Origin of the sequence: Microbacterium immunditiarum (assembly GCF_013409785.1) — a bacterium.
GTDB lineage: Bacteria > Actinomycetota > Actinomycetes > Actinomycetales > Microbacteriaceae > Microbacterium > Microbacterium immunditiarum.
Window position 1 is genome coordinate 2560976 of the sequence record NZ_JACCBV010000001.1, and the last position, 13589, is coordinate 2574564.

Genomic DNA, 13589 nt, shown 5'->3' on the forward strand with positions numbered 1-13589 from the left:
GGCCGCGTTCACTCTAGCGAGCGCGGCCACTGTCCGGGAGAGGGCTGTAGAACGCCCTACTCGCGGGACTTGTAGATCGGCGCTGCGCCGTGCACGGCGTCGCCGATCTTGTGGACGCGGATGTCGTTGGTCGTGCCGATGATGCCGGGGGGCGACCCCGAGATCACGACGACCTTGTCACCCACCTTCGCGAGGTCGTTGCCGAGGAAGTAATCGTCGACCTGGATGAACATGCGGTCGGTGTGCGGCACGTGCTCGACGAGCGCCGACTCGATGCCCCACGTCAGCGCCATGCGACGGCGGATCGCCGGCTCGGGCGTGAACGCCATCATCGGGATGCGCGGACGCAGGCGCGACATGCGGCGAGCGGTGTCACCGGACTCCGTGAAGATGCATACGAACTCCGCCTCGACGAACTCGGCGACCTCCATCGCGGCGAGCGTGATGGCGCCGCCCTGCGTGCGGGGCTTCGTGTTGAGCGGCAGGATGCGCTCGAGGCCGTGCTCCTCGGTCGACTCGATGATGCGGCCCATCGTCTCGACGGTCACGACCGGATACTCGCCGACGCTCGTCTCACCCGACAGCATGACCGCGTCTGCGCCGTCGAGGACGGCGTTGGCGACATCGGATGCCTCGGCCCGCGTCGGCACGGGCGAGTGCGTCATCGACTCGAGCATCTGCGTCGCCACGATGACGGGCTTGGCCATGCGGCGACACAGCTCGACCGCGCGCTTCTGCACGATCGGCACCGCCTCGAGCGGCAGCTCGACGGCCAGATCGCCGCGCGCCACCATGATTCCGTCGAACGCGTCGATGATCTCCTCGAGGTTGTCGACGGCCTGGGGCTTCTCGATCTTCGCGATGACCGGGATGCGGCGCCCCTCCTCGGCCATGATGACGTGCACGCGCTGCACGTCCTTCGCGTCGCGCACGAACGACAGGGCGATGAGGTCCGCGCCGATCTGGAGCGCCCAGCGCAGGTCGGCCTCGTCCTTCTCGGACAGCGCCGGCACGTTCACGGCCACGCCGGGCAGGTTGATGCCCTTGTTGTTCGAGACGGTCCCGCCGACCACGACCTCGGTCGTGACGACCGTGCCGTCCGTCTCGAGCACCTTGACGCGTACCTTGCCGTCGTCGATCAGCAGGAAGTCGCCCGGCCGCACATCGGCAGGAAGGCCCTTGAACGTCGTGGAGACGAGCTCCTTGGTGCCGGGGACGTCTTCGATCGTGATCTTGAAGATGTCGCCCTCGGCGAGCTCGTGCGGGCCGTCGGCGAACTTGCCGAGCCGGATCTTCGGCCCCTGCAGGTCGACGAGCACCGCGACGGGCCGCTGCGCGTCCTCGGCCGCCTTGCGCACATTGGCGAAGTTGTTCTCGTGCACGGTGTAATCCCCGTGACTGAGGTTCATGCGAGCCACGTCGACTCCGGCGTCGATGATGGCGCGAACCATCTCGTACGTCGAAGTCGCCGGGCCCAGGGTTGCGACGATCTTGGCGCGTCTCATCCGTGTGTTAGCTCCGGGTTGTATTCAAGGTCTGAACAGACGCAGCAAGCCTACGCGGGCTGCAGTCCGATGGCGACATCGCGCGGGCGCACCGGCGCCGGAAGCGCCGTGACGCCCATGAGGTGTTCGTCGACGCGCGCGGCGGCCGCGCGCCCCTCCGCGATCGCCCACACGATGAGCGACTGGCCGCGGCCGGCGTCGCCCGCGACGAAGACGCCGGGCGTCGAGGTCTGGAAGACGTCGTCTCGCTCGACGTTGCCGCGGTCGGTGAACGCCGTGCCGAGCTGGTCCTCGAGCGCCGTGCGCTCCGGGCCGGTGAAGCCCATGGCGATGAGCACGAGGTCGGCGGGGATATCGCGCTCGGTGCCGGCCTTGGGCACGCGGCGGCCGTCGACGAACTCGGTCTCGGCGACGCGCAGCGCCCGCACCTCGCCCGCGCCGTTCGCGAGGAACTCGACCGTCGACGCGAGGTACTCGCGCTGACCGCCTTCCTCGTGCGCGGACTGCACCTCGAAGATCGTCGGCGTCATGGGCCACGGCTGGTGCTCGGGGCGCTCACCCGGAGGACGACGTCCGATCGCGAGGTTCGTCACGCTCAGCGCGCCCTGGCGGTGCGCCGTGCCGATGCAGTCCGCGCCCGTGTCGCCGCCGCCGATCACGACGACGTGCTTGCCCTCGGCCGTGATCTGGTTCGGGACGGAGTCGCCCGCGATCGCGCGGTTCGACTCGATGAGGTACTCCATCGCGTAGTGGACGCCCGCGTAGTCCCGGCCCGGGATCGGCAGATCGCGCGGCACGGTCGCGCCCGTCGCGATCACGACGGCGTCGTAGCGCGCGCGGAGGTCCTTCCACGAGATGTCCTTGCCGATCTCGACGCCGGCGCGGAACCGCGTGCCCTCGTCGCGCATCTGGCGCAGGCGCGCCTCGATGTGGCGCTTCTCCATCTTGAAGTCCGGGATGCCGTAGCGCAGGAGACCTCCGATGCGGTCGTCGCGCTCGAACACCGCGACCGTGTGCCCGGCGCGCGTGAGCTGCTGCGCGGCGGCGAGCCCCGCGGGGCCGGAGCCGACCACGGCGACCGTCTTGCCGGTGAGCCGCCCGGGCGGCTCGGGCTCGATCCATCCGCTCGAGAACGCCTCGTCGGCGATCGACACCTCGACCTGCTTGATCGTGACGGCGGGCTGGTTGATGCCGAGCACGCACGAGGCCTCGCACGGCGCGGGGCACAGCCGCCCCGTGAACTCGGGGAAGTTGTTGGTCGCATGCAGGCGCTCGCTCGCCGCGCGGCCCTCTCCCCGCCACGTGAGGTCGTTCCACTCGGGGATCAGGTTCCCGAGTGGGCAGCCCTTGTGGCAGAACGGGATGCCGCAGTCCATGCAGCGGCCCGCCTGACGGCGGAGCACCGCCGAGTCGCCCGGCTCGTAGACCTCTTTCCAGTCGAGGATGCGCACCGGAACGGGCCGCCGCGGCGGCAGCTCGCGTTCGGTGACCTTGAGAAAGCCCTTCGGGTCAGCCACCCGTCACCTCCAGGATGCGGCTCCAGACGACGTCGCCGTCGGGGTCCAGCCCCTCGGCGACCGCCTCCTGGCGGGTCTGCAGCACGGCCGCGTAGTCGCGCGGAGTCACGAGCACGAAGTTCGCGAGCTCCTCGTCGAAGTCGTCGAGGAGTTCCCGTGCCAGGGTCGAATCCGTCTCGGCGACGTGCTGCTCGAGCAGGTCGCGCAGGATCGCCGCGTCGCCCGAGCCGAGCTCGCCGAGTGAGAGCTCGCCGGCGGCGATCGCCTCGCGGTTCACGAGCCGTTCGTCGAGCCGGTACACGTAGGCCGTGCCGCCGGACATGCCGGCCCCGAGGTTGCGGCCGGTCGGGCCGAGGATCACGGCGAGCCCGCCCGTCATGTACTCGAGCGCGTGGTCGCCGACGCCCTCGACGACGGCGGTCGCACCCGAGTTGCGCACGAGGAACCGCTCCCCCACCACTCCGCGGAGGAACATCGTGCCCTGCGTCGCGCCGTAGCCGATGACGTTGCCTGCGATCACGTTCTTCGACGCGTCGAAAGTGGCACCTCGCGGCGGTCGGATCACGATCTGACCGCCCGACAGGCCCTTTCCGACGTAGTCGTTCGAGTCGCCTTCGAGGCGCAGCGTGATGCCGGCCGGCATGAACGCACCGAACGACTGCCCCGCGGACCCCGTCAGGTTCACCACGATCGAGCCCGACGGAAGGCCGTTCTCGCCGCGCGCCCGCGTCACGTGATGACCGAGGAGCGTGCCGACTGCGCGCTCCGTGTTGCGGATCGGGAGCGAGACCTCGATGTGCCCGCCCTGCGCGATGACGTCGCGCGCCCGCTCGATGATCTGCACGTCGAAGTGCTTGTCGAGCTCGTGCTCCTGCGGGCGCGCGTTGCGGCGCGGCTCGTCGGGGCCGAACAGCGGCCCTTCGAGCACCGGCGAGAGGTCGAGGCCGCTCGCCTTCCAGTGCTCGATCGCGCCGTCGACGTCGAGGAGCTCGCTGTGGCCGACCGCCTCGTCTAGCGAACGGAAGCCCAGCTGCGCGAGGTACTCCCGCACCTCCTGCGCGATGAACTCCATGAAGTTGACGACGAACTCGGGTTTGCCGGTGAACCGCGACCGCAGAACCGGATTCTGCGTCGCGACGCCGACCGGGCACGTGTCGAGGTGGCATACGCGCATCATGACGCAGCCCGACACGACGAGCGGGGCCGTCGCGAACCCGAACTCCTCGGCGCCCAGGAGCGCGCCGATGATGACGTCGCGACCGGTCTTGAGCTGTCCGTCGACCTGGACGACGACGCGGTCGCGCATGCCGTTGAGCATGAGCGTCTGCTGCGTCTCGGCGAGACCGAGCTCCCACGGCGTGCCGGCGTGCTTGAGCGAGTTGAGCGGGCTCGCGCCCGTTCCGCCGTCGTGTCCGGAGATGAGGATCACGTCGGCGAGCGCCTTCGCGGTGCCTGCGGCGACGGCGCCGATGCCCGACTGGCTCACGAGCTTCACGTGCACGCGGGCGCCGGGATTGGCGCGCTTCAGGTCGAAGATGAGCTGCTTGAGGTCTTCGATCGAATAGATGTCGTGGTGCGGGGGCGGCGAGATGAGGCCGACGCCCGCGGTGCCACCGCGCGTGCGCGCGATCCACGGATACACCTTGGCGGGAGGCAGCTGCCCGCCCTCACCGGGCTTCGCGCCCTGCGCGAGTTTGATCTGGATGTCGTCGGCTTCGGTGAGGTACAGGCTCGTGACGCCGAAGCGCCCGGAGGCCACCTGCTTGATCGCGCTCCGGCGAGCCGGGTCCAGGAGCCGCTCGACGTCTTCGCCGCCCTCGCCCGTGTTCGACCGGCCGCCGATGCGATTCATCGCGATGGCGAGCGTCTCATGCGCCTCCTTCGAGATCGAGCCGTAACTCATCGCACCGGTCGAGAACCGCTTGACGATCGACTCCACGGGCTCGACCTCGTCGATCGGCACGGGCGTGCGGCCGTCGGTTCGCAGCCGGAACAGGCCGCGCAGGGTCTTGACCTCCTGTGCCTGGTCGTCGACGAGCTTCGTGTACTCGCGGAAGATGTCGTACCGGCGCGTGCGCGTCGAGTGCTGCAGGCGGAAGACCGTGTCGGGGTTGAACAGGTGCGGCGATCCGTCGCGACGCCACTGGTACTCGCCGCCGGTCCACAGCCGCTCGTGCGCGCGCACCGCGGCGTCTTCCGGGTACGCGTACGCGTGCCGGGCCGCGTTCTCGGCCGCGATGACGTCCAGGTCGATGCCGCCGAGCTTCGACTCGGTCCCGGTGAAGAACGTGTCGATGAGCTCCTGCGAGAGGCCGACGGCTTCAAAGACCTGTGCGCCCGCGTAGGACGACACGGTCGAGATGCCCATCTTCGACATGATCTTCAGCACGCCCTTGCCGAGCGCGTAGATGAGGTTGCGCACGGCCTTCTCGGGCGTGATTCCCGTGATGAAGCCCGAGCGCACGAGGTACTCGACGGTCTCCATCGCGAGATACGGGTTGACGGCGGATGCCCCGTACCCGATCAGCGTCGCGACGTGGTGCACCTCGCGCACGTCGCCGGCCTCGACCACGAGGCCCACCTTCATGCGCGTCTCTTTGCGGATGAGGTGGTGATGCACCGCCGACAGCATGAGCAGCGACGGGATCGGTGCGAGGTCCTTGTTCGAGTCGCGGTCGCTCAGGACGATGAGCTCCGCGCCGTCCTCGATCGCCTGGTCGACCTCCGTGCACATCTGCTCGAGGCGCCTCTTCATGCCCTTCGCGCCTGCCTCGACGCGGTACAGGCCCCGGATCGTGACCGACGTGCGGCCCGGGAGCGCCGTGTCGATGTGCTGGATCTTGGCGAGCTCGTCGTTGTCGATGACCGGGAAGTCGAGGACGACCTGGCGCGCGTGGTCGGGTCCCCACGACAGGAGGTTGCGCTCAGGGCCAAGCCCCGAGCCGAGCGACGTCACCACCTCTTCGCGGATCGAGTCGAGCGGCGGGTTCGTCACCTGCGCGAACTGCTGCGTGAAGTAGTCGAACAGCAGGCGCGGGCGATCGCTCAGCACCGCGACCGGCGTGTCGCTGCCCATCGCGCCGAGCGGCTCCGCGCCCGTCTGCCCCATGGGCGTCAGCAGGATGCGCACCTCTTCCTCGGTGTAGCCGAAGGTGCGCTGACGGCGGGTGATCGACGCGATCGGGTGCACGATGTGCTCGCGATCCGGCAGGTCGGCGAGTCGCACGCTGCCCTTGTCGAGCCATTCCTGCCACGGATGCATCGTCGCCAGCTCGCGCTTGATCTCGTCGTCCTCGATGACGCGCCGCTGCGCGGTGTCGACGAGGAACATGCGGCCGGGACGCAGGCGCCCCCGGCGCTTGATGCGCGAGGGCTCGAAGTCGAGCACGCCGGTCTCGCTGCCGATGACGACCAGTCCGTCCGTCGTCTCGGTCCAGCGGCCGGGACGCAGGCCGTTGCGGTCGAGTGTCGCGCCGACGAGGGTGCCGTCCGTGAAGATGAGCGCCGCCGGACCGTCCCACGGCTCCATCTGCATCGAGTGGTACTCGTAGAACGCGCGAAGCTCCGGGCTGACGTCGGCCTGCTTCTCGTAGGCCTCGGGCACCATCATCATCATCGCGTGCGGCAGCGAGCGCCCCGTGAGGGTCAGCAGCTCGAGCACCTCGTCGAACGACGCGGAGTCACTCGCACCGGGGGTGCAGATCGGCAGCAGCGGGCGGACATCGCCGAGGAGCTGCGACTCGAGCTGCGACTGCCGAGCCCGCATCCAGTTCCGGTTGCCGTTGACCGTGTTGATCTCGCCGTTGTGCGCGAGCATCCGCAGCGGCTGAGCGAGCGGCCAGGACGGGAAGGTGTTCGTCGAGTAGCGGGAGTGGACGACGGCGAGCTCGGACGCGAACCGCTCATCCTGCAGGTCGGGATAGAACGGCTCGAGCTGAAGCGTCGTGACCATGCCCTTGTAGCCGAGCGTGCGAGACGAGAGCGATACGAAATACGCCCCCGACTCGGTGCGTGCGCGCGAGCGGAGGCGATACGTGAGTCGATCCAGGTCGATCCCCGACATGGCCGGCGCGCCACCGATTGCGGGGCGCGAGAGGAAGAGCTGCTCGAAAGCGGGACGTGCCTCGTACGCGAGCTTTCCGAGGTGGGCCTCGTCGGTGGGCACCTCGCGCCAGCCGAGCACCGTGAGACCCTCGGAGGCGGCGAGCCGCTCGATCTTCTCCTTCTGCGCGTTGCGCTCGTCCTCGTCGCGCGGCACGAAGATCATGCCGGCGGCGTACTCCCCGACGGGCGGAAGCTCGAAGTCGACGACGGCGCGGAGGAAGGCATCCGGCATCTGCGTCAGAATGCCCGCGCCGTCACCCGTGCCCGCGTCGGATCCGATCGCTCCGCGGTGCTCGAGGTTGCGCAGGGCCGTCAGCGCGAGGTCGACGATGTCGTGCCCGGCCTCGCCGCGCAGCGTCGCGACCATCGCGAGGCCGCACGCGTCCTTCTCGAAGGCGGGGTTGTACATGCCCTGCTTCGGTGGGAGCGCGCCGCCCACCGCCGGGGCGCGCTCGCCGCCGCGGCTCACGTCGACACGAGGGCTCGAAGCCATACGCGTACCGTCCTCACAGTTGATCGTCAAAGGTGGGACGCCGTCGGCCCAATTGCTGCCGGAGCAGCTCTACTTGCTGGCGGGTGCGCTTGTGGCTGTGCCCTCTGGAACGCCGTCTGCCGGGGGTTCGCTGGTGTCGACGTACTCCTGAGTGTCCTGCGATTGTACAGCGCCCTCGGGCGTCCACTCGCGACCGGGCACATAGGGCGACGGCTCGAACCCGGGGTGCCGCCTCTTCTGTACGAAGAAGATGGCGAGGCCGAGCAGCACGCCGATGATCGCGGCCCACACGTTGGTACGCAGGCCGAGGATGATCTCGCTGGGATCGATGCGGATCGACTCCCACACGACGCGGCCCGCGCTGTACCAGACGAGGTACAGGCCGAACAGGCGCCCCCACTGCAGGCGGAATCGGCGACCGGCCCACAGCAGCACGACCACGCCGAGCCCGTTCCAGATCACCTCGTAGAGGAAGGTCGGGTGGAACAGCGTGCCCTCGGCCAGTCCGGGCGGGAACGCGGGGTTGTCCGAGGCGATCTCGAGGCCCCACGGCAGGTCGGTCGGCAGGCCGAACAGTTCGTGGTTGAACCAATTGCCGAAGCGGCCGATCGCCTGCGCCAGCAGGAGGCCGGGCGCGAGGGCGTCGGCGAAGGACGTGAAGCGGATGCCCGTCCAGCGGCACCCGAGCCAGGCGCCGATCGCGCCGCCGATGAGCGATCCGTAGATCGCGATGCCGCCCTCCCAGATGTACAGGGCGGACAGGGGGTTCCTTCCCTCGCCGAAGTAGAAGTCCCAATGCGTGACGACGTGGTAGATGCGCGCGACGATGATCGCGAGCGGCACCGCGAGCAGCGCGATGTCGATGACCACCCACGGCTCGGCCCCGCGCTTCGTGAGGCGCCAGTTGGTCAGGAGCACCGCGACGATGATGCCGAGGATGATGCACAGCGCGTAGAAGTGGATGCGGAGCGGACCGACGTCGAAATAGCTGACCGGAGGACTCGGGATGCTGGCGAACGCGGTCTGCGCGGCGGCATGGATCATGGAGAGATCGTCCTTGCTGAGGGGGCTCGCCGGTGGTGGGCCGGCGTGGAGAGTCTACTTGGCGGTGCCGAGGGCCGTTCCCGCGGCGAGTGCTCGCGCGGTTTCCGCGAGGCCGTCGAGCCCGCGCTCGCCCAGCGCCCGCACGAGCGCCGTGCCGACGATGGCGCCGTCGGCGTACTCGAGGACGCCCGCGACGTGTTCGGCGTTCGAGATGCCGATGCCCACGCACGCGTGCTGGGCGCCGTGCTCGCGCAGACGCGCCACCAGCGTGCGTGCGGCCGCGTCGAGCTGCTCTCGTTCACCGGTGATGCCCATCGTCGACACGGTGTACACGAAGCCCGTCGAGTTCTCGACGATGAGCTCGAGGCGTTCGTCGGTCGACGTGGGGGCAGCGAGGAACACGCGGTCGAGTCCGGTGCGCTTCGAGGCCGCGATCCACTCCCCCGCCGCTTCCGGCGTGATGTCGGGCGTGATGAGGCCCGCTCCGCCAGCGGCGGCCAGATCGTCGGCGTAGCGGTCCACGCCGTACTGCACGATCGGGTTCCAATACGACATGACGAGCACGGGGATGTCGATCCGCCGGCTGATGTCGCGCACGGCTGTGAAGGTGTCGCGCAGGCGGAATCCCGCCGCGAGAGCCGCCTGCGTGGCCTCCTGGATGACGGGGCCGTCCATGACCGGATCGGAATACGGCGGACCGAGCTCGAGGATGTCGGCGCCGTTCTCGGCGAGCGTGACAGCGGCTTCGATGCTCGTCGCGAGGTCGGGGAACCCGATGGGCAGGTACCCGACGAAGGCTCCTCTGCCCGCGGCGCGGGCGCTGTCGATGGCGGCGGCGACGCGAGAGGTCACGGCGCGGTCTCCTCGTCGTACAGGCCGAACCAGCGTGCGGCGGTGTCCATGTCCTTGTCGCCTCGGCCCGAGAGGCACACCGCGAGCAGGGCGTCGGGCCCCAGCTCCCGCCCGATCCGCATCGCTCCGGCCAGCGCGTGCGCGGACTCGATCGCCGGGATGATGCCCTCGGTCTCGGAGAGCAGGCGCAGGGCGTCCATGGCCTCGGCGTCCGTCGCAGGGATGTACTGGGCGCGGCCGATCGCGGCGAGCCACGCGTGCTCGGGCCCGACACCCGGGTAGTCGAGGCCGGCCGAGATCGAGTGGGACTCGATCGTCTGGCCATCCTCGTCCTGCAGCACGAACGTGCGCGCCCCGTGAAGCACGCCCGGACGCCCGCGCTCGATCGAGGCGGCGTGCCGATCGGTGTCGACGCCGTCGCCGGCCGCCTCGACGCCGTACAGCCGCACGCCTTCGTCGTCGAGGAACGCGTCGAACATGCCGATGGCGTTGGAGCCTCCCCCGACGCACGCGAGCACGGCGTCGGGAAGGCGTCCGACCTCGTCAAGGAGCTGGGCGCGGGCCTCTTCGCCGATGATCTTCTGGAAGTCGCGCACCATGGCGGGGAACGGATGCGGCCCCGCCGCTGTCCCGAAGATGTAGTTGGTCGTCTCGACGCTCGCGACCCAGTCGCGGTACGCCTCGTTGATGGCGTCCTTGAGCGTGCGCGATCCGGTGCGGACCGGCACGACCTCGGCGCCCAGGAGGCGCATCCGCGCGACGTTGAGCGCCTGGCGCTGCGTGTCGACCTCGCCCATGTAGATCGTGCAGTCGAAGCCGAACAGCGCCGCGGCGGTCGCCGTCGCGACACCGTGCTGCCCGGCGCCCGTCTCGGCGATCACGCGCGTCTTGCCGAGCCGCTTCGTGAGCAGCGCCTGGCCGATCACGTTGTTGATCTTGTGCGACCCGGTGTGGTTCAGGTCCTCGCGCTTGAGGAAGACGCGCGCGCCGCCCGCGTACTCGGCGAAGCGGGACACCTCGGTGATGGGCGACGGGCGCCCCGCATACGAGTGCAGCAGCCGCCGCAGCTCGGCCTGGAAGGCAGGGTCCGCGATCGCCTCCTCGTAGACGACGGTCAGCTCGTCGATCGCCGCGATGAGCGACTCGGGCATGTAGCGTCCGCCGAAGTCGCCGAAGAACGGTCCGGTCTGTGCGCGCAGGCTCACGACGCGCTCCTCCTGTCAGTCGATGAGACGGATGCCCCGGCCGCCAGGAACGAGCGGAGCGTCGCGACGGGGTCGCCGGTCACGAGAGCCTCGCCGATGAGCACGACGTCGGCACCCGCCCCGCGATAGTGCGCGACGTCGGCGGGCGCGAGGACGGCGGACTCGGCGATCTTCACCGCGTCGGGCGAGATGCGGTCCGCGAGCCGGCCGAAGAGGTCACGGTCAAGCTCGAAAGTCGTGAGGTCACGGGCGTTGACGCCGACGACGCGCGCACCGAGCTCGTTGGCGCGTTCGACCTCGTCGGCCGAGTGCGTCTCGACGAGCGGTGTCATGCCGAGATCGAGGATGAGAGCGTGCAGTCGCGCCAGCACCGGCTGCTCAAGGGCCGCGACGATCAGGAGAACGAGGTCGGCGCCTGCGGCGCGCGCCTCGAGCACCTGATACTCGGTCGCGATGAAGTCCTTGCGGAGAACGGGCAGGGACACCGCGGCCTTGACGGCCTCGAGGTCGGTCAGGCTGCCCTTGAACCGGCGCCCCTCGGTGAGGACGGAGATCGCGGATGCGCCGCCCTGCTCGTACAGCGTCGCCTGCAGGGCGGGATCGGGGATCGCGGCGAGGTCGCCGCGCGAGGGGCTCGCGCGCTTGACCTCGGCGATGATCTTGACGTGGTCGGCCGGCGCCAGCGCGGCGAGGGCGTCGCGCGCGGGAGCCTGCGCCGAAGCGGCCGCCTCGACGACGGCGAGCGGCCGCTGCGAGGCGCGAGCCTCGGCATCCTCCACCGCGCCGGCCGTCAGGTCGGCGAGCACGTCAGTGGGCTTTCGGTGAGTACTTCGGACCGTTCACGCCATAGCCCATCTTCGCCATCACCCAGCCGACGATGAGGCCGACGACGAGCAGCACCACGCTCGCCCACACGAGCCATGCCATGTCGAGGAAGAACGCGACCGTGCCGATCGTGATCGCGAGGAGCATGATGACGACGGCCGTCCAGGCGGCAGGCGAGTGTCCGTGGCCAGGGTCGCCGATGGGGTTGCTCATGGGTCTCCTCCGTGTTGCTCGGGCGTGGGCCAGTCTAGCCGCTCACGCAGTGGGGTCCTCGCCGCGCGAGAGCTCGTCCCACGAGTCGATCGCGTCGGGTCTGGCGGATGCCTCGCCCGACATGTGCGAGGCGGTGGCGGCATCCGTGCGGAAGCGTCGCGCACTCTCGCGCCAGCGCCGCGCCGTCGCGAGGACGAATACGCCCGCCGAAGCCAGGACGACGGCGGCGACCAGCGCGACGACCGGCCAGGGCGTCGCGGCGATGTCGGAGACGAGCGACGAGACCGCGTCGCCCGTGATGCCGGTCGCGTCGGTGACCGCTCCCGCGACGGCGTCGACGGGCTGCGCGAACACGACGCGACCGACGACGTACACCAGAGTGGCGCCGATGAGGACGGTCAACGCGCCGAGGACGTATCGCAGCACCGTGCCGACGATCGTGAGGGCCGCTCCGATCGCCAGGGCCGCGAGGCTGAGCGGGGTCAGCAGCGGGACGGCGTCGGCGCCGGCGACGGGGAGGGTGTCGGACGCCCCGTCCGCGAGGGTCACCTCGAGCCACGTCTGCGTCGCCGCGATCACGCCGACTGCCCCCGCGGCGAGCACCGCGAGGACGCCGAGCAGCCGTGCGCGACGGGTCATCGGGCTTCTTCGCCAGCCGGGGCGCCGGTCGCGGGCTCGAGGTCGTCGGAGTCGAAGCACGTGCGTGTGCCGGTGTGGCACGCTGGCCCGATCTGCTCGACTTGGAGCAGCACGGCGTCGCCGTCGCAGTCGAGACGCGCGCCGCGCAGGAGCTGGATGTTGCCCGACGTGTCGCCCTTGCGCCAGTACTCCTGGCGCGACCGCGACCAGAAAGTCACGCGTCCCTCGGTGAGCGTCCGGCGCAGGGCCTCGGCATCCATCCAGCCCAGCATCAGGACGTCGAGCGTGTCCCACTGCTGCACGATGGCGGCCACGAGGCCATCGGCGTTGAAGGCGACGCGTGCGATGCGTTCGTCCACGGTCTGGCTCATGCGGGCCCGCTCCCCTCGCTGACTGCATCCGCGATCGCCGCGCCGTCGCGCACCACGATGCCCTCGGCCGCCATGGCGGCCTTGACCTGCCCGACCGTGAGCTGCCCGGAGTGGAACACGCTCGCGGCGAGCACCGCATCGGCACCGGCGCGCACCGCGGGCGCGAAGTGCTCGACGCTTCCCGCCCCGCCCGACGCGATGACCGGCACGCTCGAGATCTCGCGCATGAGCGCCACGAGCTCGAGGTCGAAGCCCTCGCGCGTGCCGTCGGCGTCGATCGAGTTGACGAGCAGCTCACCGACTCCGCGCTCGATCGCCTCGCGCGCCCACGCGAGCGCGTCGAGGTCGGTCTCGGTGCGCCCGCCGTGGGTCGTCACGACGAAGCCGGACGGGTATCGATCGGTGACCCCGGTCGAAGCCCGCTTCACGTCGAGCGAAAGCACGAGCACCTGCGCGCCGAAGCGGTCGGCGATCTCGTCGATGAGCTCGTGACGGGCGATCGCCGCCGAGTTGACGCCCACCTTGTCGGCGCCGACCGACAGGAGACGGCCCACGTCATCGGCCGAGCGCACTCCCCCGCCCACCGTGAGGGGGATGAACACCTGCTCGGCCGTGCGCTGCACGACCTCGTACATCGTCGCCCGCTCGTCGACCGTGGCAGTGACGTCGAGGAACGTCAGCTCGTCGGCGCCCCGCTCGAAGTAGAGGGCGGCAAGCTCGACGGGGTCTCCCATGTCGCGCAGGTTCAGGAAGTTGACGCCCTTCACGACGCGGCCCGCGGCCACGTCGAGGCACGGGATGACACGGCATGCGAGGCTCAT

Annotated in this window: 11 protein-coding genes; all 11 read right to left on the reverse strand. The window is 70.0% G+C overall.

Annotated elements, in window-relative coordinates:
* Positions 1-56: 56 nt before the first annotated feature.
* Positions 57-1505, reverse strand: coding sequence for a pyruvate kinase (gene pyk / locus BJ991_RS11935; protein ID WP_179490263.1), 1449 nt, complete (start codon positions 1503-1505; stop codon positions 57-59).
* A 50-nt stretch (positions 1506-1555) separates the two neighbouring features.
* Positions 1556-3022 (reverse strand): glutamate synthase small subunit, encoded by a 1467-nt coding sequence (locus tag BJ991_RS11940; protein WP_179490265.1) that lies wholly within the window; start codon positions 3020-3022, stop codon positions 1556-1558.
* On the reverse strand, positions 3015-7619 hold the full coding sequence (gene gltB / locus BJ991_RS11945) for a glutamate synthase large subunit (RefSeq protein WP_179490267.1): 4605 nt from the start codon (positions 7617-7619) through the stop codon (positions 3015-3017). Before gltB ends, BJ991_RS11940 begins: the two co-directional genes overlap by 8 nt.
* Positions 7620-7688: 69 nt before the next feature.
* Complete coding sequence (gene lgt / locus BJ991_RS11950) at positions 7689-8663, reverse strand: prolipoprotein diacylglyceryl transferase (protein ID WP_179490269.1); 975 nt, start codon at positions 8661-8663, stop codon at positions 7689-7691.
* A 54-nt stretch (positions 8664-8717) separates the two neighbouring features.
* Entirely contained in the window at positions 8718-9515 is a 798-nt protein-coding gene (gene trpA / locus BJ991_RS11955; RefSeq protein WP_179490271.1) for a tryptophan synthase subunit alpha, read from the reverse strand.
* Positions 9512-10720, reverse strand: a complete 1209-nt coding sequence (trpB, locus tag BJ991_RS11960) for a tryptophan synthase subunit beta (RefSeq protein ID WP_179490273.1) — start codon at positions 10718-10720, stop codon at positions 9512-9514. The genes trpA and trpB overlap by 4 nt, the downstream gene beginning before the upstream one ends.
* The gene (gene trpC, locus BJ991_RS11965; RefSeq protein WP_179490276.1) at positions 10717-11526 is read right to left on the reverse strand and encodes an indole-3-glycerol phosphate synthase TrpC; all 810 of its coding nucleotides are present in this window, start codon (positions 11524-11526) and stop codon (positions 10717-10719) included. Before trpC ends, trpB begins: the two co-directional genes overlap by 4 nt.
* Before the next feature lies 1 nt (position 11527).
* Positions 11528-11758 (reverse strand): DUF6704 family protein, encoded by a 231-nt coding sequence (locus tag BJ991_RS11970; protein ID WP_179490277.1) that lies wholly within the window; start codon positions 11756-11758, stop codon positions 11528-11530.
* A 42-nt stretch (positions 11759-11800) separates the two neighbouring features.
* Positions 11801-12397, reverse strand: a complete 597-nt coding sequence (locus BJ991_RS11975; RefSeq protein WP_179490279.1) for a Trp biosynthesis-associated membrane protein — start codon at positions 12395-12397, stop codon at positions 11801-11803.
* Positions 12394-12768 carry a phosphoribosyl-AMP cyclohydrolase gene (gene hisI, locus BJ991_RS11980; RefSeq protein ID WP_179490281.1) on the reverse strand — a complete coding sequence of 125 codons (375 nt, stop codon included), beginning with the start codon at positions 12766-12768 and terminating at the stop codon, positions 12394-12396. Before hisI ends, BJ991_RS11975 begins: the two co-directional genes overlap by 4 nt.
* Entirely contained in the window at positions 12765-13589 is an 825-nt protein-coding gene (gene hisF, locus BJ991_RS11985) for an imidazole glycerol phosphate synthase subunit HisF (RefSeq protein ID WP_179490283.1), read from the reverse strand. The genes hisI and hisF overlap by 4 nt, the downstream gene beginning before the upstream one ends.

Excerpts from the sequence above, each read along its gene's own strand:
- hisF (WP_179490283.1), bottom strand. The coding sequence starts at position 13,589 with ATGAGCCTCGCATGCCGTGTCATCCCGTGCCTCGACGTGGCCGCGGGC.
- lgt (WP_179490269.1), bottom strand. The coding sequence starts at position 8,663 with ATGATCCATGCCGCCGCGCAGACCGCGTTCGCCAGCATCCCGAGTCCT.
- gltB (WP_179490267.1), bottom strand. The coding sequence starts at position 7,619 with ATGGCTTCGAGCCCTCGTGTCGACGTGAGCCGCGGCGGCGAGCGCGCC.
- BJ991_RS11975 (WP_179490279.1), bottom strand. The coding sequence starts at position 12,397 with ATGACCCGTCGCGCACGGCTGCTCGGCGTCCTCGCGGTGCTCGCCGCG.
- hisI (WP_179490281.1), bottom strand. The coding sequence starts at position 12,768 with ATGAGCCAGACCGTGGACGAACGCATCGCACGCGTCGCCTTCAACGCC.
- pyk (WP_179490263.1), bottom strand. The coding sequence starts at position 1,505 with ATGAGACGCGCCAAGATCGTCGCAACCCTGGGCCCGGCGACTTCGACG.
- BJ991_RS11970 (WP_179490277.1), bottom strand. The coding sequence starts at position 11,758 with ATGAGCAACCCCATCGGCGACCCTGGCCACGGACACTCGCCTGCCGCC.